This window comes from Spirillospora sp. NPDC052269, assembly GCF_040679435.1.
Taxonomy (GTDB): Bacteria; Actinomycetota; Actinomycetes; order Streptosporangiales; family Streptosporangiaceae; genus Spirillospora.
Window position 1 is genome coordinate 41,300 of sequence record NZ_JBFAUU010000012.1, and the last position, 22,996, is coordinate 64,295.

At 72.2% G+C, this 22,996-nt stretch carries 24 protein-coding genes and 1 pseudogene; 9 read left to right on the forward strand and 16 right to left on the reverse strand.

Translation table 11 applies throughout. From position 1 onward, the window contains the following. Window positions 1-28: 28 nt before the first annotated feature. Window positions 29-592, forward strand: a pseudogene (locus AB0L06_RS25425) (LysR family transcriptional regulator); the annotation flags it as partial. Between the two features lie 326 nt (window positions 593-918). On the opposite strand, the gene AB0L06_RS25430 reads toward AB0L06_RS25425, so the two are convergent. Further along, a complete protein-coding gene (locus AB0L06_RS25430; protein ID WP_500233589.1) occupies window positions 919-2,112 on the reverse strand; it encodes an MFS transporter in 1,194 nt (397 codons plus the stop codon). Between the two features lie 56 nt (window positions 2,113-2,168). On the opposite strand from AB0L06_RS25430, the gene AB0L06_RS25435 reads away from it, so the two are divergent. After that, window positions 2,169-3,128 (forward strand): ArsR/SmtB family transcription factor, encoded by a 960-nt coding sequence (locus AB0L06_RS25435; protein ID WP_500233590.1) that lies wholly within the window; start codon window positions 2,169-2,171, stop codon window positions 3,126-3,128. 5 nt (window positions 3,129-3,133) lie between these two features. Here the strand turns inward: AB0L06_RS25435 and AB0L06_RS25440 are convergent, their stop codons facing one another. Next, entirely contained in the window at window positions 3,134-3,427 is a 294-nt protein-coding gene (locus AB0L06_RS25440) for a putative quinol monooxygenase (protein WP_500233591.1), read from the reverse strand. A 26-nt stretch (window positions 3,428-3,453) separates the two neighbouring features. Further along, a complete protein-coding gene (locus AB0L06_RS25445) occupies window positions 3,454-4,515 on the reverse strand; it encodes an aldo/keto reductase (protein ID WP_500233592.1) in 1,062 nt (353 codons plus the stop codon). 136 nt (window positions 4,516-4,651) lie between these two features. Between AB0L06_RS25445 and AB0L06_RS25450 the strand changes: the two genes are divergently transcribed. Further along, window positions 4,652-5,602 (forward strand): helix-turn-helix transcriptional regulator, encoded by a 951-nt coding sequence (locus tag AB0L06_RS25450; RefSeq protein WP_500233593.1) that lies wholly within the window; start codon window positions 4,652-4,654, stop codon window positions 5,600-5,602. Here the strand turns inward: AB0L06_RS25450 and AB0L06_RS25455 are convergent. Then, on the reverse strand, window positions 5,566-6,228 hold the full coding sequence (locus AB0L06_RS25455; RefSeq protein WP_500233594.1) for a response regulator: 663 nt from the start codon (window positions 6,226-6,228) through the stop codon (window positions 5,566-5,568). The genes AB0L06_RS25450 and AB0L06_RS25455 overlap by 37 nt on opposite strands. Continuing rightward, window positions 6,225-7,355, reverse strand: coding sequence for a sensor histidine kinase (locus AB0L06_RS25460; protein WP_500233596.1), 1,131 nt, complete (start codon window positions 7,353-7,355; stop codon window positions 6,225-6,227). The genes AB0L06_RS25455 and AB0L06_RS25460 overlap by 4 nt, the downstream gene beginning before the upstream one ends. Window positions 7,356-7,575: 220 nt before the next feature. On the opposite strand from AB0L06_RS25460, the gene AB0L06_RS25465 reads away from it, so the two are divergent. Further along, on the forward strand, window positions 7,576-9,738 hold the full coding sequence (locus AB0L06_RS25465) for an MMPL family transporter (protein WP_500233597.1): 2,163 nt from the start codon (window positions 7,576-7,578) through the stop codon (window positions 9,736-9,738). Window positions 9,739-9,746: 8 nt separating this feature from the next. Here the strand turns inward: AB0L06_RS25465 and AB0L06_RS25470 are convergent, their stop codons facing one another. From AB0L06_RS25470 to AB0L06_RS25485, 4 genes are all read right to left on the reverse strand, one after another. After that, window positions 9,747-10,139: a nuclear transport factor 2 family protein gene (locus tag AB0L06_RS25470; protein ID WP_500233599.1), complete on the reverse strand. Its 393-nt coding sequence runs from the start codon at window positions 10,137-10,139 to the stop codon at window positions 9,747-9,749. Continuing rightward, window positions 10,136-11,062, reverse strand: coding sequence for an NAD-dependent epimerase/dehydratase family protein (locus tag AB0L06_RS25475; RefSeq protein ID WP_500233600.1), 927 nt, complete (start codon window positions 11,060-11,062; stop codon window positions 10,136-10,138). The genes AB0L06_RS25470 and AB0L06_RS25475 overlap by 4 nt, the downstream gene beginning before the upstream one ends. A gap of 115 nt (window positions 11,063-11,177) precedes the next feature. After that, the gene (locus AB0L06_RS25480; RefSeq protein WP_500233601.1) at window positions 11,178-12,416 is read right to left on the reverse strand and encodes an RNA polymerase sigma factor; all 1,239 of its coding nucleotides are present in this window, start codon (window positions 12,414-12,416) and stop codon (window positions 11,178-11,180) included. Beyond that, window positions 12,413-12,784 (reverse strand): YciI family protein, encoded by a 372-nt coding sequence (locus AB0L06_RS25485; RefSeq protein ID WP_500233602.1) that lies wholly within the window; start codon window positions 12,782-12,784, stop codon window positions 12,413-12,415. The genes AB0L06_RS25480 and AB0L06_RS25485 overlap by 4 nt, the downstream gene beginning before the upstream one ends. A 174-nt stretch (window positions 12,785-12,958) precedes the next feature. Here AB0L06_RS25485 and AB0L06_RS25490 point away from each other — a divergent pair, with 174 nt between their 5' ends. Together AB0L06_RS25490 and AB0L06_RS25495 are read left to right on the forward strand one after the other, a co-directional pair. Next, window positions 12,959-14,479 carry an MFS transporter gene (locus tag AB0L06_RS25490; protein ID WP_500233603.1) on the forward strand — a complete coding sequence of 507 codons (1,521 nt, stop codon included), beginning with the start codon at window positions 12,959-12,961 and terminating at the stop codon, window positions 14,477-14,479. Between the two features lie 103 nt (window positions 14,480-14,582). Beyond that, window positions 14,583-15,923, forward strand: coding sequence for an FAD-binding oxidoreductase (locus tag AB0L06_RS25495; protein WP_500233604.1), 1,341 nt, complete (start codon window positions 14,583-14,585; stop codon window positions 15,921-15,923). 48 nt (window positions 15,924-15,971) lie between these two features. On the opposite strand, the gene AB0L06_RS25500 is transcribed toward AB0L06_RS25495, so the two are convergent. After that, a complete protein-coding gene (locus AB0L06_RS25500; protein WP_500233605.1) occupies window positions 15,972-16,874 on the reverse strand; it encodes an RNA polymerase sigma-70 factor in 903 nt (300 codons plus the stop codon). 118 nt (window positions 16,875-16,992) lie between these two features. Then, window positions 16,993-17,607 (reverse strand): TetR/AcrR family transcriptional regulator, encoded by a 615-nt coding sequence (locus AB0L06_RS25505; protein ID WP_500233606.1) that lies wholly within the window; start codon window positions 17,605-17,607, stop codon window positions 16,993-16,995. Between the two features lie 75 nt (window positions 17,608-17,682). On the opposite strand from AB0L06_RS25505, the gene AB0L06_RS25510 reads away from it, so the two are divergent. Beyond that, window positions 17,683-18,825 (forward strand): FAD-dependent monooxygenase, encoded by a 1,143-nt coding sequence (locus tag AB0L06_RS25510; protein ID WP_500233607.1) that lies wholly within the window; start codon window positions 17,683-17,685, stop codon window positions 18,823-18,825. Here the strand turns inward: AB0L06_RS25510 and AB0L06_RS25515 are convergent. Then, on the reverse strand, window positions 18,818-19,408 hold the full coding sequence (locus AB0L06_RS25515; protein ID WP_500233608.1) for a TetR family transcriptional regulator: 591 nt from the start codon (window positions 19,406-19,408) through the stop codon (window positions 18,818-18,820). The genes AB0L06_RS25510 and AB0L06_RS25515 overlap by 8 nt on opposite strands. A 99-nt stretch (window positions 19,409-19,507) precedes the next feature. Between AB0L06_RS25515 and AB0L06_RS25520 the strand changes: the two genes are divergently transcribed. Then, complete coding sequence (locus AB0L06_RS25520; RefSeq protein WP_500233609.1) at window positions 19,508-19,741, forward strand: putative antibiotic biosynthesis monooxygenase; 234 nt, start codon at window positions 19,508-19,510, stop codon at window positions 19,739-19,741. A 10-nt stretch (window positions 19,742-19,751) separates the two neighbouring features. On the opposite strand, the gene AB0L06_RS25525 is transcribed toward AB0L06_RS25520, so the two are convergent. Beyond that, window positions 19,752-20,081: a hypothetical protein gene (locus tag AB0L06_RS25525; RefSeq protein WP_500233610.1), complete on the reverse strand. Its 330-nt coding sequence runs from the start codon at window positions 20,079-20,081 to the stop codon at window positions 19,752-19,754. A gap of 216 nt (window positions 20,082-20,297) precedes the next feature. Between AB0L06_RS25525 and AB0L06_RS25530 the strand changes: the two genes are divergently transcribed. After that, a complete protein-coding gene (locus AB0L06_RS25530; protein WP_500233611.1) occupies window positions 20,298-21,032 on the forward strand; it encodes a DUF4097 family beta strand repeat-containing protein in 735 nt (244 codons plus the stop codon). Window positions 21,033-21,078: 46 nt separating this feature from the next. On the opposite strand, the gene AB0L06_RS25535 is transcribed toward AB0L06_RS25530, so the two are convergent. The 3 genes from AB0L06_RS25535 to AB0L06_RS25545 form a co-directional block, all read right to left on the reverse strand. Then, on the reverse strand, window positions 21,079-21,705 hold the full coding sequence (locus tag AB0L06_RS25535) for a TetR/AcrR family transcriptional regulator (RefSeq protein WP_500233612.1): 627 nt from the start codon (window positions 21,703-21,705) through the stop codon (window positions 21,079-21,081). Window positions 21,706-21,823: 118 nt separating this feature from the next. Beyond that, window positions 21,824-22,108, reverse strand: a complete 285-nt coding sequence (locus AB0L06_RS25540; protein ID WP_500233613.1) for a DUF427 domain-containing protein — start codon at window positions 22,106-22,108, stop codon at window positions 21,824-21,826. 46 nt (window positions 22,109-22,154) lie between these two features. Further along, the gene (locus AB0L06_RS25545) at window positions 22,155-22,880 is read right to left on the reverse strand and encodes a hypothetical protein (protein WP_500233614.1); all 726 of its coding nucleotides are present in this window, start codon (window positions 22,878-22,880) and stop codon (window positions 22,155-22,157) included. Between the last annotated feature and the right edge of the window lie 116 nt (window positions 22,881-22,996).

Below are 22,996 nucleotides of genomic sequence, written 5' to 3' on the forward strand. Positions count from 1 at the left end.
CACAACCAAGAGTTGTACAAGGAGCTGAATGGACCTGGACGTCGCGGCGGTCCGCGCCTTCGTGGCCGTGGTGGAGGAGCGCTCGTTCGGGCACGCCGCCGACCGGCTCGGCGTCAGCCAGCAGGCGGTGTCCAAGCGCGTCGCGAAGCTGGAGGACCGGCTCGGCACGCTGCTGATCGTCCGCGGCCGCGGCGGGGCCGACCCGACCTCCACCGGACGCGCGCTGCTCGACTCCGCCCGCGCGCTGGTGGGCCTCTCCGACCGGATGGCGGCGCTCGCCGGGGAGCGGCTGGCCACCCTCCGCGTGGACGTCCACCACACCTGGCTGGCGTCGATCGACCTGGCGAGGGACTTCCACGAGACCGTGCCGTCCACCGGGCTGTCGATCGTGTCCTCGGGCGGGCTCGCCGCCGGGCTGCCCGCCCTGCTCGCGGGCGACACCGACGCGCTGTTCGGCCGCGCCACCGGGCTGCCGGACGGCGTCCGCCGCGTCCCCGCCCTGCTCGAACCGCTCCAGATCCTCGTCCGGCGCGATCATCGGTTCGCCGGGAGGGAGCGGCTGCCGCTGTCGGCGCTCGCGGGCACGACGGCGTGGATGCCGGGCATCAGGGAGGACAGCGAGTGGGCGTGGTTCTACCGCGCGCTGGGGGACGAGTTCGGCATCGGGTTCGACACGTCCGGGCCCGACTTCGGGCTGGAGGGCCTGGTCGAGCGCATCGCCTCCGAGCCGTCCCGGTACACCTTCGTCGGGGAGGGGACGCGGCTGCCCTCGCACCCGGACGTCGTCCGCGTCTCGTTCACCGACCCGGCTCCCGTGTACCCGTGGTCGCTGATGTGGCACGAGCTGGACCGGCATCCCGCGCTGCCGCTGCTCGTCGCGCACATCGAGGACGCCTACGTCCCCTGGGACCAGGACCGCTACTGGATCCCCTCGGAAGACCGCGCGGACTTCGCCAGCGCCAACACAGCCAAGACCGCCACGAGCGCGCACACGCCGTTCCAGCCGAAGCGCGCGAAGGCGTGCGCGCCGAACCAGGAGCCGAGGCTTCCACCGAGATAGGCGCAGGTCATGTAGGCCGTGTTGAGGCGGCTGCGCTCGGAGTCGCGCAGCGCGTAGACGCGCACCTGGTTCGCGACCATGCCGGACTGCATCGCGACGTCCAGGATCAGGAAGCCCGCGACCAGCGCGGCGAGGCCGGTCGTCCCGCCGAAGCCGCCCAGTGCGAGGACGAGCGCGGACGCGACGACGGCGAGCATGCTCACGCGGTTGACCAGGTCCGCGCCGCGACGGTCGGCGAGGCGTCCCGCGAGGGGCGTGCAGAACATCGTCGCCGCGTTGACCAGCGCGAGCAGCCCGACGGCCCGTGTCGTGAGGCCGTAGGCGGGACCGGTCAGCAGCAGCGCGACACCCGTCCAAGCGGCGGAGAACCCGCCGAAGATCGCGGCCTGGTAGAAGCAGGATCGTCGCAGCTCCGGTTCGGTGCGCAGGAGGCGGAGGGGCGCGGCCAGCAGGGTCGGATACCGCTCGCGTGAGGACGGCCGGGTGTGCGGCAGCGCCCTGACCAGGACGAGCGCCGACGCGAAGGTGAGCGCGGACGCCGCGAAGTAGGGGGCGCGCCAGCCCAGCGACTCGCCGGCGAACCCGCCGAGCGTCCGGGACAGCAGCATGCCGCCGATGGAGCCGCCGAGCAGGATCCCGCTGACCGTTCCCCGCCGGTCGGGTCCGACCAGGCCCGCGGCCATCGGCCCGAGGATCGGCGCGACGACCGTGGCCGCGCCGACGCCCACGGACGCGGCGGCCAGCGGCGTCACCCCGGGCGCGGTCCCGGCGGCGAGCAGCCCGAGCCCGGTCAGCGCGAGCAGGGTCACGACCAGTCGCCGGTGCGGGACGCGGTCGCCGAGCGGCACCAGCAGGAAGATCCCGGCCGCGTACCCGAACTGCGTCGCCGTCACGACCAGCGCGGCCTCGTCGGGGGAGACGCCCAGCCCGGACGCGACCGACGGACTGATCGCCTGCGGGAAGTACACGTTCCCCACGGCGACGCCGCAGGTGAGGGCGAGGAGCAGGATCACGCCGCGGCCCGCGTCCGCTCGGGGGAGGGTCAACGTCATGACACCGAGTTCACGGCCTCGGGACGCACGGGCCAATCAATGTAGCGTGGGACTTAATGATCGGTTTCGAGCTGGGCGTCGGGGACCTCGCGGACACCAGGTTCGCCGTCTCGCCGCTGCACGAGACCGTCGTCAGCCTGCGCGTGCTGCGCGACCCGGGCCTGTCCGCCCTGCACCTTCCGTGGCGCCGGGCCGTCCTGGCCGGGCTTGAGGCCTCTGACCTGCGACTTCTGTGCGCGCTGGTCAGCGATCGGCGGACGCTGCCCGACTTCCTGACGCCGCGTCCGGACGAGTTCGAACCCGGCTTCGAGGCCGAACTGGAGATCGTCCGGCGGACGCCCGGTGCCGTCGTCCGGCGCGATCTGGCGGCCGCGCACGCGCCCGACGGCCTTCCCGAGCCGCTGCGCGATCCGGACACGGCACGCCTCCTCGACGCGATCTGCGACGTCCTGCACCGGTTCTGGGAGCTCGCCGTCAGGCCGCACTGGCGGCAGATGCGGCTCGTCCTCGAAGCGGACATGACCTACCGCGCGCGCCGGCTCGCCGTGGGCGGCGCGCGCCTGCTGTTCGCCGACATGCACCCGAACCTGCGCTGGCAGGACGGCGTGCTGCACATCAGCAGGATGATCAGCCATCGCCACGTCGTCGCGGACGGGCGCGGCCTCCTGCTGATGCCGTCGGTCTTCGTCCACAAGCCGGCCCCGCCCCTGAGCCCGGACGAGCCGCCGGCGCTGGCCTATCCGTGCCGGGGCGTCGGCACCCTCTGGGAGCCGCAGCCGCCTCCCGACCTGCCCGCCCTGAACGCGCTGCTCGGCGCGTCCAAGGTCCGCCTGCTGACCCTGCTCGCCGAGCCCCTGCCGACGATCGAGATCGCCCGCCGCCTGCGGGTGACACCGAGCGCGGTGTCGCAGCATCTGCGGGTCCTGCACGCGACCGCGCTGGTGAGCCGGGCCCGGGACGGACGCCAGGTGCTGTACCGGCGCACGTCCCTGGGCGACGGCCTCATCAGCCCGTGACGACATCAACCTGCGACGGCGGCCAGGCGGCGGACGGTCATGGGCTCGGCGAGGATCCCCTCGAATACCTTCACGGCGTGCTCGAAGTGCGGCGTCGCGAAGTGCTCGTCCAGGGCGTCCTGGCCGGTCCACTCCTCGACGACGACCATGCGGGACGCGTCGTTGGGGTCGGCGTACGGCTGGTAGGCGAGGCAGCCCGGCTCGTCCAGGGACGGCTCGATCATCGCCTCCAGCGCCGTGCGGAGCCGGTCCTCCTGTCCGCGAACCGACCGGAGCTCCGCGACCACGAAGAGAGTCATGTCCTGTTCCTTCACGTCTCGCTGTTTCACGGGCGGGCGGGGCCGGTGCCCGCGCCCGAGGCGTCGATGGCGGCGGAGACCTCGTCCAGGTCGTCCTGGGTCAGCTTCACGTCGGCCGCGCCGATCCAGCCGTCCACCTGCCGGGCGAAGCGGGCGCCGACGATCGCGCCGGTCATGCCCGGCCAGGCCAGCGCCCACGCGATCGCGACCTCCGCGACGCTGACGCCGTGCCGCTCGGCGATCGGCCGCAGCGCCTCCGCGACCTGGAGGTTCGCGGCGAGGCCGGTGGTGAAGTCGTGGTGCCCGGTCCGCCAGTCGCCCGCGGGCAGGCCCGCGACGCGCTCGGCGGAGAACGTGCCGGTGAGCAGGCCGGACTGGAGCGGCGAGTAGCCGATCACGGCGGTGCCGTGCTCCCTCGCCCAGGCGATCTCGGCGGCGGCCGAGCGGTTGATCGCCGAGAACGGCGGCTGGATCGCGTCCACGTGCGCGATCTCCTCGGCGGCGTCCAGCAGCTCGGCCGAGTGGTTCGACAGGCCGATCGCGCGGACCTTGCCCTCGGCCTTCAGGTCGGCCATGACCTGCCAGTACTCCTCCAGCGGCGTGGCGTTCGGCGACACCGCGCCGAAGCCGCCGCCCGCGTACTCCAGGGACTCGCCGGTGTCGGGGTAGTGCACCTGGTAGAGGTCGATCCGCTCGACGCCGAGGCGGCGCAGCGAGTCCTCGATCTCGCGGCGGACGCTGGCGGGCTTCATGATCCGGCGGGGCGCGGCCGACGGGTTCTCCGGGTCCCAGACCAGCCCGGCCTTGGTGAACACGTACGGGCGGTCGGCCTCCGGCAGCCCGGCGATCGCCTTGCCGACCAGCTCCTCGGAGTGGCCGAGGCCGTAGACGGCGGCGGTGTCGATCCAGTTGACCCCGGACCGGATCGCGTGCCGGATGGCCTCGATCGAGTCGGCGTCGTCGGTCTCGCCCCAGCCGAACGTCCAGCCCGCCCCTGCCACCGCCCACGACCCGAAGCCGAGGCGGGTGACGTCCATGTCGGTGCTGCCGAAGCGAACAGTGCCGGTCAGTGCCTTGCGGTCAGTCATCAGTTCCGTTCTTCCTTGCTCGGTGAGTTCCGATGACCACCACTGTCGTCCGGCGGAAGCGGTCTACCCAGTGCCGTCTCGTGCCTGGGCATGACGCGACCAGGATGCGGCGATCACGCCCGGCGATACTGGGGTCATGGCATTGGACAGGCGTGCGGAGCTGGGCGAGTTCCTGAGGTCACGGCGGGCGCGGCTGCGGCCGGACGAACTGGGGCTGCCCGACCACGGCGGCCGCCGCCGCGTCCCGGGGCTGCGCCGCGAGGAGCTGGCCCTGCTCGCCGGGGTCAGCGTCGACCACTACGTCCGGCTCGAACAGGGCCGCACGCTGCACTTCTCCGAAGAGGTCCTGGACGCCGTCGCCCGCGCGCTGCGGCTGGACCCGGTCGAGCGCGAGCACCTGTTCCGGCTGGCGCGGCCGTGGTCGGGGACGGACGCGCCGTCCGCACCGCAGACCGTCCGGCCGGGGCTGCGGCGGTTGCTGGACGCGGCGTCCGACGTCCCCGCGTACGTCGTCGGCCGGGGCACGGACGTCCTCGCGTGGAACCACCTCGCCGCCGCGCTCATCACCGACTTCGGCGCGCTGCCGCCCGAGCGGCGCAACCTCGCCCGTCTCGTCTGCCAGGACGAGGGCATGCGCGCGCTCTACGAGGACTGGCCCGGCAAGGTCGCCGACATCGCCGCCTACCTGCGGCTCGACGCGTCCCGGCATCCGGACGACCCGCGCACCGCCGCGCTCGTGGAGGAGCTCACCGAGACCTGCCCCGAGTTCCGGGCCGCGTGGGAGAAGCAGCAGGTCAGGGACAAGACCCACGGAGGGTACGTCTACCTGCACCCGGCCGTCGGCCGGGTCGACCTCAGCTACGAGACGCTCCGCCTCCCGGACGACCCGGACCAGGCGCTCATCGCGCACACGGTCGAGGAGGGCTCACCGTCCGAGGCGGCGCTGCGCATCCTGGCGACGCTCGCCCACCGCCCCGAGCGCGCGGCGTGCGGCGCTCACTCGGTGGGCGGCGCTCACTCGGTGGGCGGCGCTCACTCGGTGGGCGGCGCTCACGAGCCGCGCGGTGTGACCAGGCCGGACTCGTAGGCGAGGACGACCAGCTGCGCCCGGTCGCGCGCCTGGAGCTTCATCATCGCGCGGTTGATGTGGGTCTTGGCGGTCACCGGGCTGATCGCCATCCGGGCCGCGATCTGGTCGTTCGCGAGGCCCTGCGCGGCCAGCGCGACGGCCTCGCGCTCGCGGTTGGTCAGCTCGTCCAGGCCCTCGCCGACGCCCGTGCGGACCGGCTGCGTGACGTACTGGCTGATCAGGCGCCGGGTGATGGACGGCGCGAGCAGCGCGTCGCCGCGCGCCGCGACGCGCACCGAGTGCAGCAGGTCCTCCGGCTCGATGTCCTTGACGAGGAACCCGGCGGCCCCGGCGCGCAGCGCGTTGAAGACGTACTCGTCGAAGCCGTAGTTGGTCAGGATGACGACGTGCACCCCGGCCAGCGCCGGGTCCGCGGCGATGCGGCGGGTCGCCTCGATGCCGTCCATGACCGGCATCTGGACGTCGATGAGCGCGACGTCCGGCAGCCACTCCCGAGCGAGGGCGAGACCCTCCGCGCCGTTGGCGGCCTCGGCCACCACCTCGATGTCGTCCTCGGCGTCGAGCAGCGCGCGGAACCCGCCGCGGAGCAGCGGCTGGTCGTCCACCAGCAGGACACGGATCACAACGTGGACACTACGGGCAATTCGGCCTCGACGCTGAACCCGCCCTCGCTGCGGGGCTCGGCGCGCAGGCGCCCGCCGAGGGCGGTGACGCGTTCGCGCATGCCGAGCAGCCCGACACCGGGGACCGGGACGTGGCCGGGCGTGGCCCGGCCGTCGTCGTCGACGCGGATCGCCAGCGACCCCGGGCGGTAGTCGATCCGGATCGTCGCCGTCGTCGCGGCCGCGTGCCGCGCGGTGTTCGTCAGCGACTCCTGGACGATCCGGTAGGCCGTCCGGTCGACGGCGGACGGCACGTCCTGCGGCTCGCCCTCGATCGTCAGCCTCGTCTCAAGGCCCGTCCCGCAGGCGCGTTCGACCAGCTCGGGGACGTGGTCGAGGCCGTACACCGGGGCGTCGGAGTCGTCCCGCAGCGTCTCCAGGGTCGCGCGCAGCTCGCGGGTCGCCTCGCGTCCGGCCTCCTGGATCGCCAGCAGCGCCTCGGGCACCCGCTCGCCGCGCTTGCGCGCGAGGTGGACGGCGACCCCGGACTGGACCTTGATGATCGAGATCTGGTGGGTGAGCGAGTCGTGCAGCTCCCGCGCGATGTGCAGGCGCTCCTCGCTCGCCCGCAGCCGCGCGGCCTCCTCGCGGGTGCGCTCCGCCTCGTCCGCGCGCCGCTCGGCCTGCCGCAGCGCCTCCCCGGCGGCCCCGGCGGCGATCAGCCACGCGATCTCCAGGACGCCCCGGGCCTGCACGAACGACTCGCCCACCGACCAGTTGTGCGGCGAGACCAGGGCCGCCATCGGCAGCGTGAGCAGCAGCATCACGCTCGCCGCGGTGGCGACCAGCCGGTGCCCGGCCCGGACCGCCGCGTACGTCGCGAACAGGTACGCGACGGCGGGCACCTCGAAGCCGACCGCCTGGTAGCCCGCCACGCACGTCCAGGCGGTGAAGAGCACGGGGATCGGGGCGCGGCGGACGAAGGCCATCGAGAGGCCGCTGACCACGATCAGCGCGTAGCCGCAGAGATCCAGGCCGACGGCGGCGTGCCCCTCGCCCGCGGCGGTGATCAGCAGTGCCCCCGCCAGGAGGACGGCGATCAGCCAGTCCCTGTGCCTGGACCAGACGGCGGACAGAGCGGTACTCATAGCCGCAACCTAACGAGAAGCGGGCATTCACACCTCCTGCGCGCGGACGAAACGCCGCTACCGCAGACGCAGTACACCGTCGGCGCCCGGAGTAGAGACGGCCGGGAAATGCGGCGCATGCCGTAGCCCGAATTACCTGCGCCAGGCGGACGACTCGCACGAATTCGAGCGGAATCATCAATTCCGACCGGCCGCCTACAACGGCACAAGGAGATTGATGATGACGACCGAGACCCCTCGCGAGGGCGGTGTCCTGGCAGGGCTCGCCCGCTTCTGCTACCGGCGCAGACGCCTGGTCCTGCTGGCCTGGATCGTCGGCGTTCTCGCGGTGGCGGTCGCCGGGTTCGGCTTCGGGGCAGCCTCCGACAACGATTTCTCCGGCGGCGGATCGGAATCCGCCAAAGCGCAGAAGCTGATCCAGCGGCATTTCCCCGACCAGCAGGGTGACACGCTGACCCTCGCGATCAGGGCGGACCGGGGCGTCGACGACCCGGCCGCCCGGCAGAAGATCGACCAGATCGTGTCCGCGATGGACGCCTCGCCCGTCACGGGCCCGGTCGTCTCGCCGTACAAGGACCCGGCGCTGGTCACCAAGGACCGGCGGATCGCCCGCACGACCATCCCGCTGACCGACCAGAACGTGAAGGCGAGCGAGGTGAAGCCGCTGGTGACGGCGGCCAAGGACGCGTCCGGCGGCGGCGTGACGTTCGCGCTCGCCGGCGACCTCGCCCAGAAGGCCGAGGCGCCGCAACAGGCGCCGGGCGAAGTGGTCGGCCTGGTGGCGGCGGCGGTGATCCTGTTCATCGCCTTCGGCTCGCTGGTCGCGATGGGCCTGCCGATCGTCACCGCGCTGATGGCGATCGTCGGCGGGATCGCGCTGATGAAGCTCGTCGGGTACCTGTTCCACGCGCCGGACTTCACCGTGATCGTGGCCGCGCTGATCGGCCTCGGCGTCGGCATCGACTACGCGCTGTTCATCGTGACCCGCTACAAGGAGGCCCTGAAGAACGGCGACCGTCCCGAGGCCGCGACGGTCAAGGCCGTCACGACCGCCGGGCACGCGGTCCTGTTCGCCGGGACGACCGTCGTGATCGCGCTGCTCGGCCTGCTCGCCATGGGGCAGCCGCTGATGACGGGCGTCGCCATCGCCGCGTCCACGACCGTGCTGGTCACGATGGCCGCCGCGGTGACGCTGCTCCCGGCGTTCCTCGGCTTCACCGGTTACAAGATCAACTCACTGCGGCTGCCTCGGCGGCGCGGGGCCTCGGCGGACGGCGCGGACCGCGCCCGCCGGACGCCCGCCGAGCGCTGGGCCTCCGCCGTGCAGCGCCGCCCGGTGATCGCGGCCGTCCTGGCCGGGGCGAGCCTGCTGGTGCTCGCCGCGCCCGCGCTGTCGATGCGGCTGAGCATGCCGGACGCCAGCGTCCAGCCGCACGACCGCGGCAGCTACACCGCCTACACGATCCTGTCCGAGGGCTTCGGCCCCGGCTACAACGCGCCGCTGGTCTTCGCGACGCCGATCGCGTCCCGGGACACCGACCTGCGTCCCGTCGTCGAGGCCGTCGGGAAGGCCAAGGGCATCGCCTACGTCACCCCGCCCCGGATCAGCCAGGACGGGCGGGCCGCCCTCTTCATGGCCTTCCCCGACACCGGTTTCCAGGACAAGGCCACCCCGGGCATCGTGCACCGGCTGCGCGACGACGTCCTGCCGAGGACACCGGGCGGGAAGGACGTCCGGATCGGCGGCCCGAACGCCGTCACGATCGACTTCGACGACTCGGTGGCCGCGCGACTGCCGCTGATGATCGCGGTCGTGCTCGCGCTGTCCCTGATCCTGCTGGTCGCGCTGGTCCGGTCGGTGACGATCGCGCTCCAGGCCGCGGTGATGAACCTGCTGTCGATCGGCGCCGCGTACGGGGTGCTCGTCGCGATCGTCCAGTGGGGATGGCTCGGGAGGTTCTTCGGATTCCCGACCAGCATGCCTATCACCAGCTGGGCGCCGATGATGATGTTCCCCGTCCTGTTCGGGCTGTCCATGGACTACGAGGTCTTCCTGATCTCGCGGATCCGCGAGGACTACGTCCGGACGGGCGACACCCGGGCGTCCGTCGCGAGCGGCCTGGCCAGCACGGCCAAGGTCATCACCGCCGCCGCGGCGATCATGATCGCGGTCTTCATGACGACCGCGCTCGGCCCGGACGTCGCGGTGAAGCAGATCGGGCTCGGCATGTCGGTCGCCGTCCTCGTGGACGCCACGATCGTCCGGCTGGTGCTCGTCCCGGCGGTGATGGAGCTGTTCGGCAAGGCCAACTGGTGGATGCCGTTCCGCCGCCGTCCCGTCGCGCCCGCGCCGTCCGCGATGGAGGAGCCGGCAGGCGTCTGACCTGGCCTTCAAGCCGAGAGTGCGGGAGCCCCCTGCGGGTCCCGCACTCTCGGGTTGATGACCGTCCGGATGGCCTGGATCCTCCCGTCCAGGATGTCGATCGACCAGGTGTTGAGGATCCGGCCGCCCGGATCGCGGAAGATCGCGCCCGGCTCGCCGTTCACCGGGCGCGGCTCCACGGCGATGCCGACCGACGCGAGCGGCCCGGACATCGCGGCGAGCAGCCGGATCACGTTCGCCGCGCCGGCGATGCCCTTGCCCCACTGCGGCGCCTCGCCGCCGCTGTCACTGACCATCTGGACGTCCGCGGCGAGCAGTTCGGCCAGCGCGTCGACGTCACCCTCGCGGAACGCGTCGAGGAACCTCCCGGCCGGCTCCTGGAACTCCCCGCCCCTGGTCACGCGAGCGCGTCCTTGAAGCCCTCGCGCCAGGACGGATACGCGAGCTCCCAGCCCAGCTCGCCCTTGGCCTTGGCGTTGTTCGAGCCGAGGCACCTGGTCATCATCGACACCGCGACGTCCCCGGCCACCAGCTTGCCCAGCCACGCGGGGAACCTCATCGGCGGCTTCGCGCCCGCGCACTCGGCCAGGTAGGGAAGCCACTCGCCGACCGCCGCCGGTTCGTCGTCGACGATGTTGTACACGCCGCGCGCCTTCTGCTCGACGGCCAGGACGGTCGCACGCGCCGCGTCGTCCAGGTGGATCCACGACCAGACGCCCGTCCCGCCGCCGATCACCGGGAACTTCCGCTTCCGCACCAGCTCGGCCTGGTCGTCGGACGCGCCCGGCCCGTAGAACCAGCCGTAGCGCAGCGCCGCCCCGCCCGCGTCGAGCACGGCCTTCTCGGTGTGGCGCAGCGACTCCACCGCCTCGAGCGGGGCCGTGACGGAGCTCAGGTCCATCGGGCCCTCTTCCGGCGTCTTCCAGCCGCCCTCGCGCGGCCCGTTCCCGCCCGCGTTGCTCTGCGCGACGAAGTTCCGCACGCCGGACGCCTCGGCGGCGGCCAGCAGATGGTCGGTCCCCTCGGTGCGCAGCCGCTTGGTGTTCCGGAAGTACCGGTCGGACCTCATGTTCGTCCCGGCGTGGGTGACACCGAGCGCGGTCATCTGGTGGACGATCACGTCCGGCTTCGCGGCGGCGACCGCGTCGTGCACCGACGACGCGTCCAGGCCGTCCATCACGACCGCCTCGGCGCCCAGCTCCCGCAGCCGTCCCAGCTTGCCGGTCCCGGTCGTCGTCGCGGTCACCTCGTGCCCGCGCGACACGAGCAACGGCACCAGCAACTGCCCGAGGACTCCGCTCCCACCTGCGATGAATACCCGCATGACCTCACCAACCCGACTCGTGGTCCTGTCTCGACGTACCCGAGACACCACAGCCGCGCCGCGTGTGACACCGGCACGCTGTGACATGGGTCGCGTGCGGGCCCCGGCCGGGAGGTCATTCCTTCAGGCGGCTCGCCCTGCGCTCCAGGTACCGCTGCTCGGCGAGGCTCGCGGTGGCCTTGGCCGCACGCCGGTACAGCTCGTACGCCCCGGACGTGTCGCCGGTCTTCTCCAGCAGGTGCGCCCGGACGGACAGCAGCCGGTGGTGCCCGGCCATGCGCTCGTCGCCGTCCAGGGTGGCGAGCAGGCCGAGCCCGGCCTCCGGGCCCTCGACCTCGGCCAGCGCGATCGCCCGGTTCAGGGTGACCATCGGGTTGGGCGCGATCCGCTCGAGGACCAGGTAGAGCGCGTACACCTGCTTCCAGTTGGTGTCCGCGGCCCTCGTGGCGCCCGCGTGCGTCGCGGCGATCGCGGCCTGCAACTGGTACGGCCCGAGCGTCGTGTCCGCCAGGGACGTCTTGACCAGCGCGTTCCCCTCGTCGATCATGTCGCGGTCCCAGGCCGAGCGGTCCTGCTCGTCCAGCGGGACGAGGTCGCCGGACGCGGTCGTCCGGGCGTCCCGGCGTGCGTGGGTCAGCAGCATCAGCGCCAGCAGGCCGGTGACCTCGCCGTCCCCGGGCAGCTGCGCGTGCACTATCCGGACGAGCCGGATCGCCTCCCGCGCGAGGTCGGCGCGGGACAGCTCGCCCCCCGAGGACGCGATGTACCCCTCGTTGAAGATCAGGTACAGCACGTGCAGGACGACCCGCAGCCGCTCGTCCCGCTCGGCGCCCTCCGGCATCGCGAACGCGCTGCCCGCGGCCTTGATCTTCTGCTTGGCCCGGCTGATCCGGGCCGCCATCGTGGCCTCCGGCACCAGGAACGCGCGGGCGATCTCGGCCGTGGTCAGCCCGCCGACCGCGCGCAGCGTCAGCGCCGTCTGGGACGCGGCCGTCAGCGTCGGATGGCAGCACAGGAACAGCAGCACGAGCGTGTCGTCGCCCCCCGGGACGTCCTCGGGGGCGGGCTCGGCGGCCTGCTCGGTCGCCAGGGCCGACTCGCGCTCGCGGCGGGCGTGGTCGCTGCGCATCTGGTCGATGAGCCGCCGGGACGCCACCGCCACCAGCCAGCCGCGCGGGTTGTCCGGCACCCCCTCGGCAGGCCACTGCACCGACGCCGCGAGGACGGCCTCCTGGACGGCGTCCTCGCAGCTCTCGAACTGCCCGTGCCTGCGCACGAGCGCGCCGAGGACCTGCGGCGCCAGCTCGCGCAGCAGGTCCTCGAACTCCGGACGCCGATCAGCCGATTCGCTCACGCCTCCAATTGTCCGTCAGAGAACATGACCTGACGGACCTCGACCGCGAGGCCCTCGATCGCGGCGTCCGGGATCTGCGCGGCGAGCTCGAGCGCGCGCTCCCGGTTCTCGACGTCGACCAGGTAGTAGCCGCCCAGGAACTCCTTGGCCTCGAGGAACGGCCCGTCGGTCACGACCGGCTGGCCGTTGCGCACCGACACGACCGCCGCCTGGGACGGGTCGGTCAGCGCCTGCGTGAGGATGAACTCGCCGGAAGCCTTGCAATCGGCCATGAACTTCCCGTGGCCCTCGCCGATCGCCTGCTTCTCCTCGTCGGTCAGCGCGTCCAGCACGGCCGGGTTGATGTGCATGCTGATCAGGAACTGCATCTGGTGCTCCTCGTGTGCTCGTGTCGCCGGGACCCTGGCGGGCCCCTTCGCCCCATAGGTCGGAGCCGCAGCCGCCGTCTTGACATCCTCCGAAGAAATTTCCCGGGCTCGAAAATCTTCGGTCGCGTCGTGCCCAGGATGTCAAGGAGCACGGATCGGCTCCGACCACCCGGCATGACGAACGAGAACGAGACGAGAGCCGACCGCCGGACCTGGCTGGGACTGGTCGTCCTGGCCCTGCCGACCCTGATCGTCGCGATGGACATGACGGCCCTCATGCTGGCCCTGCCGAAACTGAGCGCCGACCTCGGCGCGAACAACGTCGAGCAGCTGTGGATCAGCGACGGGTACGGGCTGATGGTCGCCGGGCTGGTCATCACGGCGGGCACGCTCGGCGACCGGATCGGCCGCCGGAAACTGCTGCTGGCCGGGGCCGCGGGCTTCGCGGTCCTGTCGGTCGTGGCGACCTTCTCCGTGAACCCGCTGATGCTGATCGTCGTCCGGCTGCTGCTGGGCGTGGCGGGCGCGACGCTGACGCCGTCCACGCTCGCGCTGATCACCAGCATGTTCCGGGACGAGCGGCAGCGCGGGAAGGCCATCGCGATCTGGGCGACCAGCCAGTTCGCCGGCGGCGCGCTCGGGCCGGTGCTGGCCGGGTTCCTGCTCCAGCAGTTCTCGTGGAAGTCGGTGTTCCTGATCGCCGTGCCCGCGATGGCCGTGGTGCTCGTCGCCGGCCCCTTCCTGCTCCCCGAGTTCCGCAGCGACCGGGCCGGACGGCTCGACCCGGTCAGCGTCGTCCTGTCGCTGGTCGCGGTGCTGCTCATGGTCTACGGCTTCAAGCAGCTCGCGATCCAGGACGAGCCGGTCGTGCCGAGCGTGGCGCTCCTCGTCGGCGTGGCCGTGGGGGTCGTGTTCGTCCGGCGGCAGCTGCGGATGGAGACGCCGCTGCTGGACCTGCGGCTGCTCCGGAACCGCCGCTTCACGGCCGTCCTCATCGGGCTGGCCTTCGCCGGATGCGCCATGGCCGGGACGGGCCTGCTGGTCACCCAGTTCCTGCAGAACGTCCTGGGGCACTCCCCGGCCACGTCCGCGATGCTGTTCGCGCCGATGGGCCTGGGCGTGGCCCTCGGCACGATGACCGCCCCGGTGTACGCCAAGCGGATGAAGCCGGAGACGGCGATCGCGGGCGGGCTGGCCCTGTCCGCGGCGGGCGCGCTGCTGCTGGTCGCCGTGCACGGTTCGGGCTCGTTGGCGCTGGTCATGGTCGGGATCACCGTCCTCGCCGTCGGCGCCGGGCCGCTGTTCGCGCTCGGCACCGGGCTGGTCGTCGGGTCCGTCCCGCCGGAGCGCGCCGGGTCGGCCGCGTCGATGTCGGAGACCGCCAACTACTTCGGCGGGTCGCTCGGGTTCGCGCTGCTCGGCGTGCTGGCCGCGGTCGTCTACCGCGACGGGACGGACGGCACGTCCGACTCCCTCGCGGGCGCGGTCGCCGCGAGCCGCCACCTGCCCGCGGGCCAGGGCGCGACGCTCCTGCACACCGCGCGCGAGGCGTTCACCACGAGCCTGCACGTCACCGGCCTCGTCGCCGCCGCGCTCTTCGCCGGGCTGGCCGTCCTCACGCTGGCGATGCGTCCGCGCGCCCCGAAGACCGCGGACGCGCAGCCCAAGACGGAGGCCGAATCCGCCTCCGTGTGACATTGCACTTGTGGCGCACGTCACGCGATCCATCTGGTCACAAAACACGGGCGGCCGGAGTCATGTGTACGACCGAACGGCAGAACTGATCGGGGAGGACGCCATGACTTCGGCTCTCGAGAACCTGCGTCGCGATTTCGGCGGCGACATCATCGAACCGGGCGACGCGGAGTACGCATCGGCCGCGCCCGCACTTCTGGCGGCGGGAAGTCCCGCCTTTGTGCTGCGTCCCGGAAACGTGGACGACGTTCGCGCGGGAATCAGGTTCGCGGTGGAGGCGGACCTGTTCCTGTCCGTTCGCGGCGGCGGCCACGCCTTCTCCGGATTCGGCACGAACGACGAGGGCGTCGTGATCGACCTCGTCCGCCTCGCGGGCGTCGAGGTCGTCGACGCGGACCGGCACATCGTCCGGATCGGCGGCGGAGCGACCTGGGGGCAGGTCGCGTCCGCGCTCGCGCCGCACGGGCTGGCGCTCTCGTCCGGCGACACCCGGAGCGTCGGCGTCGGCGGGCTCACCCTCGGCGGCGGCATCGGCTGGAAGGTCCGCAAGTACGGCCTGGCCATGGACAACCTCGTCGCGGCCGAGGTGGTCACCGCCGCCGGGGACGTCCTGCGCGCGAGCGAGGACGAGAACCCGGACCTGTTCTGGGCGCTGCGCGGCGGCGGCGGCAACCTCGGGATCGTCACGTCCTTCGACTTCGCCGCGCACCCGACCACCGACGTCTTCTTCGGGAAGATCATCTTCGCGGCCGCGGAGCTCTCCACCGTCCTCGCGGGATGGGCGGACCACCTGCGCACCGCGCCCGAGGAACTCTCCTCCACGGTGAACTTCGCCAATCCCTTCATGGGCGGCCCGAACGCCCCGGTCGAGATCCTCGTCGCCTTTGACGGTGACGATCCCGAGAAGGCCGCCGAGGCCATCGACCCGATTCGCCGCCTGGGCACAGTGGTGTCCGATGATGTGAAGCCGATGCCTTATTCAGAAACGCTCGAGGACGGCGGCACCCCGCCTCCCGGAATCCGTCTCGTGACACGCGCGGCATTCGTCGATGGCGAGTCGGTGCCGGAATTCCTGTCCATTGTCAGCGAGATCGGATCGGCGGCCGGATCGCCGTTCTTCTCCGTGCGCAGCGTCGGCGCGGCCGTGTCCCGCGTCCCGGCCGACGCGACCGCCTACGCGCACCGCGGCGCGGAGCTGATGTTCGTGACCACCATCGGGGGCCCGGCGCCGGTCGTCGAGGCCGCCCGTCCCGGCCTGGACGCGGCGTGGACGCGCCTCACCCCGCACGTCACCGGCGCGTACGCGAACTTCCTGACCACCGCCACCGACGAGGACGTCGCCGCGGTCTACCCGGACGAGACCCGCAAGCGCCTCGCGTCCCTCAAGGCCCAGTACGACCCGGAGAACCTGTTCGCCTCCAACCACAACGTCCGCCCCGAGTAGCGGAACGGCCGCCTGGGGACACCAGCCCCGGGCGGCCGTTCTCGCAGGTCAGCGGCGCAGGGTCGTCTCGCGTCCGACGGCCGACAGCTTCTCCGGGTTCCGGACGACGTACAGCCCCTGGACCATGCCGTCCTGGACGTGCACGCCGATCACGGAGTCGAGCTCTGCGTCGCGGTACAGCAGCAGCGCCGGGTGCCCGTTGACCTCGGCGGACTCCAGCCTCACCGAGCCGGACAGGCGGGTGAGCAGCCCGCTCACCATGTCGGCGCCGGTGAACGGCTCCAGCGCGGCCAGGACGACCCCGCCGCCGTCGGTCAGCATCACGACGTCCGGCGCCAGGACGTCGAGGAGTCCCTGCAGGTCACCGGTCTCGGTCGCCTGCCGGAACGCGTCCACCACGTCCCGCTTCTCGTCCGCCGACACCGCCTCGCGCGGACGCCGCGACGCCACGTGCGCGCGGGCCCGGTGCGCGATCTGCCGGACGGTCGCCGGGGTCTTGCCGACCGCCTCGGCGATCTCGTCGTAGCCGAGGTCGAACACCTCGCGCAGGACGAACACGGCGCGTTCGGTCGGGCCGAGCGTCTCCAGCACGAGCAGCATCGCCATCGAGACGCTGTCGGCGAGCTCCACGTCGTCGGCCACGTCCGGCGTGGTCAGCAGCGGTTCCGGCAGCCACGGCCCGACGTAGGACTCGCGGCGGCGGCCGAGCGTCCGCAGCCGGCTCAGCGCCTGCCTCGTCGTGATCCGGACGAGGTAGGCGCGCTGGTCGCGAACCTCCGCCAGCTCGACGCCCGTCCAGCGCAGCCAGGTCTCCTGGAGGACGTCCTCGGCGTCCGCGGCCGACCCGAGCATCTCGTAGGCCACGGTGAACAGCAGATTGCGGTACGCGACGAACGCCTCGGTCGCGGCGTCCACCCGTGCGGCGTCGTCCTTCGTCGTCTTCTCGTTCATGATCGTCCCCCCAGCTGTCCGTGCCGAACCTGCCGTACGAACGACGCCGCCCGCAGCCCTCCTGTGACGGTGATGTCCGTCACGCCACCGCGCCGCCTGGGCCCGATCGGGTGGTGAGTTACGACGCGTCGCGTCCGTGGACGAAGCCGTTCAGCACGTCGAGCAGCACGCGCTGCTGCTCGGCGGGCTCGGCGGTGAGCGGGTCCGCGCCGGTCAGGTGCCGGAACACCAGCCCGTCCAGGCAGGCGATGAACATCTGCGCCTGCCCGTCCGGATCGCTCGCCCCGATGCCCGCGAGCATCCGCCGCGCCAGCTCGCGGTAGTGGTCACGCGCCGCGTCCAAGACGACCTGCAGCTCCGGACGCCGTCCCGCCTCCAGCATCAGCTCGAAGCGCGCCATCGTCCGCTCGCGCGCGGCGGTCGTCCAGTACCGGATGACCTCCACGGCGGCCTCGGCGACCTTCGCCGGGTCGGCGCCGTCCCCGAAGATCTCCGAGTGGGCGACCAGATCGGCGGTGTCCACCTCGACGAGGCGCTCGACCGTCACCTGGAGCAGCGCCTGCCGGGTGCGGAAGTAGTACGAACAGGACCCCTCCGGCAGCCCGGCGGCCTGGTCGACCGCCCGGTGCGTCAGCCCGCGCTGCCCGGACGCCGCCAGCGTCGCGATCGCCGCGTCCGCGATCAGCCGCCGCCGCGCGACGCCGTCCACGACCCGTCCGGTGGTCTCCGCCACGCGCGCCTCCGCTCTCGCCATCTCCCTCTACAAGAGTAGAGTACCGAACGTCACTACAGACGTAGAGGAGCAGTCATGGACGCACCCCACCGGACCGCGATCGTCGCCGGCGGCGGCATCGGCGGGCTCGCCGCCGCCCTCGCCCTGTCCGCGCGCGGGTGGCGGGTCCGTGTCCTGGAACAGGCCGGGGCGTTCGGCGACGCGGGCTCCGGCCTCTCCCTCTGGCCCAACGGCCTGCGCGCCCTGGACGTCCTCGGAGTCGGCGAGCAGGTCCGCGCCCAGGCCCTGAGCGAGACCCAGGCGGGCATCAAGGACGCCTCGGGCCGCTGGCTCTCCGTCACCGACACCGCCGAGATGGAGCGCCGCTACGGCACGGTCGTGATGATCCACCGCGCCGCCCTGCTGGACCTCCTCCGCGAGGCGCTCCCGTCCGGCGTCCTGGAGACCGGCACGACGGTCACCTCGATCGACGCCGGCACCGGGCACGTCCGCGTCAACGACACCCTCGAGGCCGACCTCCTCGTGGGCGCGGACGGCATCCGCAGCACCGTCCGCCGAACCCTCTGGCCGGACGCCCCCGACCCCCGCTACGCGGGCTGCACGGCCTGGCGGACCATCGTCGACGCCGACTCGTCGGGCTCCGGAGGCGAATACTGGGGACGCGGCGAACTCGTCGGCGTCGCCCCGCTCCCCGACGGCCGCACCTACCTGTTCGCCGTCGCGAGCGTCCCCGCCGGCGGGCGCAGCCCGGACACCGAACTGGCCGAGCTGCGCCGCCGCTTCGCCCACTGGCACGCCCCGATCCCGGCCCTGCTGGACGCCGCCGACGAGAACGCCGTCCTGCGCCACGACATCCATGACCTGCCGCCGCTGCGCACCTTCGTCAGCGGACGCGTCGCCCTCCTCGGCGACTCCGCGCACGCGATGACCCCGAACCTCGGGCAAGGCGCCAACCAGGCCCTCGAGGACGCCGTCACCCTGGCCGCCCTGCTCGACGTCCACCCGTCCGTCCCCGAGGCGCTGACCGCCTACGACCGCGCCCGCCGTCCGCGCACCCAGATGATCGCCGAACGCTCCCGCCTGGTCGGGACCATCGCGCGGCTCAGCTGGCCGCCCGCCCGAGCCGTCCGCGACCGCGTCATGCGCGTGACCCCGCCGTCCCGCATGCTCGCCGCCCTGGCCCCCGTGGTCGCCTGGCTGCCACCGGACGTCAGCTGACGTCCCCCAGCACCCGGACGAGCCGCACCAGCACCGCCCGCCGCCCGTCCAGATCGTCGTCGAGTCCGGGCATCAGCATCGGCTGGAGTTGCGGGGTGGCGAACCACCACCCCGCCAGCGCGATGACGGCGTACAGCAGTTCCTCGGGCGCCACCTCGGCGTTCAGGCGCCCCGCCGCCTGCGCCGCGCTCAGGGCCGCGATCTTCTCCGCGTAGTGCGCCGTGCGCTCGCCCTCCGCCGCGACCGCCTTCCCGTCCGCCGCGTGCAGCCCCTCCCAGTGCAGCAGCCGGACGAAGTGCGGATGCTCCCGGTGGTAGTCGAAGACCCGCCCCGCGTACTCGCCCAGGTCGGACGCGACCTCCTCGTCCAGCGGCACGGCCTCGGCCAGCCGCTGGAGCTCCCTGGTCAGCACCACGGCGAACATCTTCTGCTTGTTGCCGAAATAGGAGTAGATCCGCTCCTTGTTCACCCCCGCATGACCAGCGATCCGATCCATCCGGGCGGCCTCGGGCCCATGCGTGGCGAACTCCTCGACGGCGGCCTCAAGGATGAGCCGCCTGGTCCTCTCGGTATCCCAAGCCATGACCCGACCCTACGCCATCTCCAACCGACGGGTTGGATTTCGGCGCGGTCTGTGCCAAACTCCAACCAACGAGTTGGAAACCGAATCGAGGAGCCCCCCATGAACCCCCAGGCCGCCCCCGCCACCCCGCCGTCGATCCACCTGCGCGCCCTGTTCACCTGGATGGCCGTCTACTCGATGCTCATGGCCACCCAGCTCGTCCTGGGCCCGGCGCTGCTCCCGCTCCCCATGCCCGTCCGGACGCTGCTGCTGACCGCCATCGTCGTCCCGACCGTCGTCTACGCCCTGGTCCCCGCGATCCTGAGGACGCACGCGACGCTCCGCCGCCGCTGAGGGCGGACGGTCAGACGGGCCGTCCCCAGCGTCCGATCCGAGGCTCGACGCCCTTGAGCTCCCACCACTCCCGGAGGTTCCCGCCCAGGATGGCCACCAGCGCCGAGGGGCTCACCTCGGGATCCAGGTCGAGCGGGTCGATCGGGACGTCGACGTCCCAGACCCCCAGCGAGGCCGTGTCATCGGCGACGATCACCCGCACCTTCACCTCGGGCCGGGACGGGGACCCGCCCGTCTCCACCCGCTCGACCCGCATCCAGATGCCCCCCACGGACACCCCCAGCACCCTGTTGAGCCGCCGGACCAGTTCCTCGGCGGCCAGGGGAAGCTCGGCGACCATAAAGAACGAGGCTAGCCACCCTCCGCACCCGCGCGAATCCCCTCCGCGGCCATGCTCTGGAACCGCGCAGACCACACCCTCGTACCCCCGCCGCCCCTCGACCCTGACCCGGGTCAGGGTCCTCAACCCTGAGGGGGAGGAAGAAGGTGGTCCCGCAGCAGGACGAGGGGGCGACCCGCCGCCTCCTAGCATTCTCATGATCACAAAATCGGGAGGATGTTCATGCGCCGCCATCTACTCAGCCTCGGGTTGGCCGTGACGGGCGTCGTCGCGGTCACCGCCTGCGACCCGATCACGGACAAGACCTACAAGGACGACGCGGCCCTCACCGCGAAGGTGACGGCCGTGAAGCTGGACGGCATCACCTCGGGCAGCGTGACGGTCACCGGCGGAACGGCGAAGGCGTCCCTCGCGCGGACGATCCACTACCGCGACAAGCGCCCGGACGGCCCGACGCACCGTGTGGAGAACGGCGTGCTGGTCCTGTCCGGCTGCCACGGCATCTCGGACTGCTCGGTCAGCTACGACATCAAGGTCCCGGCGGGCCTGCCCGTGACCGGCGGGACGTCCAACGGGGCGATCACGCTGTCCCACGTGGGCCAGGTGAGCGTGACCGCCCACTCCGGCCATATCGAGCTGAAGGACGTCTCCGGATCCGTCACGGCGCGTACGAGCAACGGACGCATCGAGGGCGAGGGGCTCGGCGGCCCCATCGACGTCCAGACCTCGAACGGGGCCATCGAGCTCACGGCGGCCAAGAACGCGGACGTCCGGGCGAAGACGAGCAACGGCGCGATCACCGTGACCGTCCCCGCGGGTGAGCACTACCGGGTGACCGCGCACACCCACAACGGCGAGCCCGACGTCGGCGGCGTCCCGAACGACCCGTCCGCGCAGCACCACCTCGACCTGACCACGAACAACGGCCACATCGAACTCCTCGCCGCCTGACCCAAAGACCGACCGAGGCGGCCCGAGGACGAGACCCCGGGTCCCCTCAAGGCGTCAGCAGATCCGCCAGCTCCGCCTCGAAGAGCTGTTCCGGATCGAAGCCCATCCCGGTGAAATGCCCGGCGAGCTCCAGGGACAGGACGCCTTGGCAGCGCGTCCAGAAACTCAGCGCCCGATGCAGGACGGCGGACGGGACGGACGGATCCGCCCAGTGCCGGTGCTCGTCCAGATGCGCGTCGAGCGGCGAGGCCGGACGCTCCGGAAGTGACGCTGAGACCCCCAGCAGCACCGTCATGATCTCGCCCGAGATGAGCGTGGTGTCGTCCGGCGCGTGGTAGCCGGGGACGGGCGTCCCGTAGACGAGGAAGTACCGCTGGGGGTCGTCGAGTGCCCAGCCGCGGAAGGCGCGCGCCAGCCCGGCCAGGTCCGCGCCGCCGTCCGCCGCCGCCCGGACGGTGCCCGCGAGGCTCCGGTACGCGTCCCGGATGAGCTCGGTGATCAGCTCGTCCCGGCCGGCGAAGTAGCGGTAGAGCGCCGGACCGCTCATCCCCATCCGCTTGGCGATCGCGTTCAGCGAGAGCGCGGAGGCGCCCGCCGAGGCGATCTGCTCCCAGGCGTGCCGCTTGACCTCCTCGCGAACCTGAGCGCGGTACCGCTCGCGCGGCGTCGTCACCGTCCCACCTCCAGCTACACCTCGAAAATTTCGTTAGAAGCTATCACGAACCCTGTTGACACCTTCATCTGCCCACTGACCAGCAAAAACGCCCGCCACCCCGGCCGCGGGGGGACGGTCACGGCTCGACGCGGACGTCCCCCCAGAACGCGACATGGTTCTTGATCTTGCGCGCGAGCGGGCTGGGGTGCGGGTAGCACCAGGCCGCGTTCCGCGCCTCGCCGCCGTCCACCTGGACGGTGTAGTAGCGGGCGATGCCCTTCCACGGGCACACCGTGAACGAACGCGTCCGGGTGAGGTACTCGTCGTGGACGGCCTCGGGCGGGAAGTAGACGTTGCCCTCCAGCAACACCGCGTGGTCCGTCTCGGCCAGAACCGTCCCGTTGTAGATCGCACGTGCCATCGACGCCGCCCCCTTCGCATCCCAGTCAAACACGCGAGCCCGCCACTCACCCCAACGAGGAAACGAACCCGAGGACCAGCACCACCAGCACCCCCGCTCCGAACCGCAGCACCGATCGACGCCCGGGCCGAGGCCCATCGACCAGAACCCCGATCCCGAGCGGCACGAACGCGACGCACAACCCCAACGTGCCGACGACCGACAACGGCGTCGTCCCCTTCAGGACACCAAGCGGCAGCAACGCCGCAAGCCCCAGTGCGAACGCGCGCACGGGACCGAGGACCCCTGACCGCCAAGCCCCACCGGCCAGCACGATCCAGCCCAGCATGACCGCGAACGACGTGTACTGGAAGATGTGAAACGCCTGGTAGGAGTCGGCGACGGCGCCGGTGGCCGTCCGCCGCCCCTGGGAGTCGACGAGCCCGAAGGCCAAATGGTCGGCCCCGGCATGGAACGTGCGGGCGAACAGCCCCACCACGACGAGCCCGCCACCGAGCGAAGCCAACTGCGGACGACCACCCCCGGCACGAACGGCCAAGGCGCTGACAGCGGGCCACAACGCCACGGTCCCGGCCGCGAAGAAGCTGTAGGACGCCGTCATCAGCGCAGGATGCTCGTCATAGGCGGCGAGCTGGTCCGGGAAGAAGAAAGGGAACCGAATCCGAAGGAGCACCCCGAGGAGAAGCAGCACGGGCCCGAGCACCAGCGAGGCGCCGCCAAGCCACCGCCCCGGAAACACGAACGTCGAAGTATCGGTCTGCGTCGAGAACATGGCCACAGGCTGCCCGCGCGCCCCCGCCCACCGAATCGCCCCACGGCCGGCATCCACGACTCCCCCCAGCGAGGACACCACCCACCCCCACCGAGGCGGCGATCATCCCCAGGGAT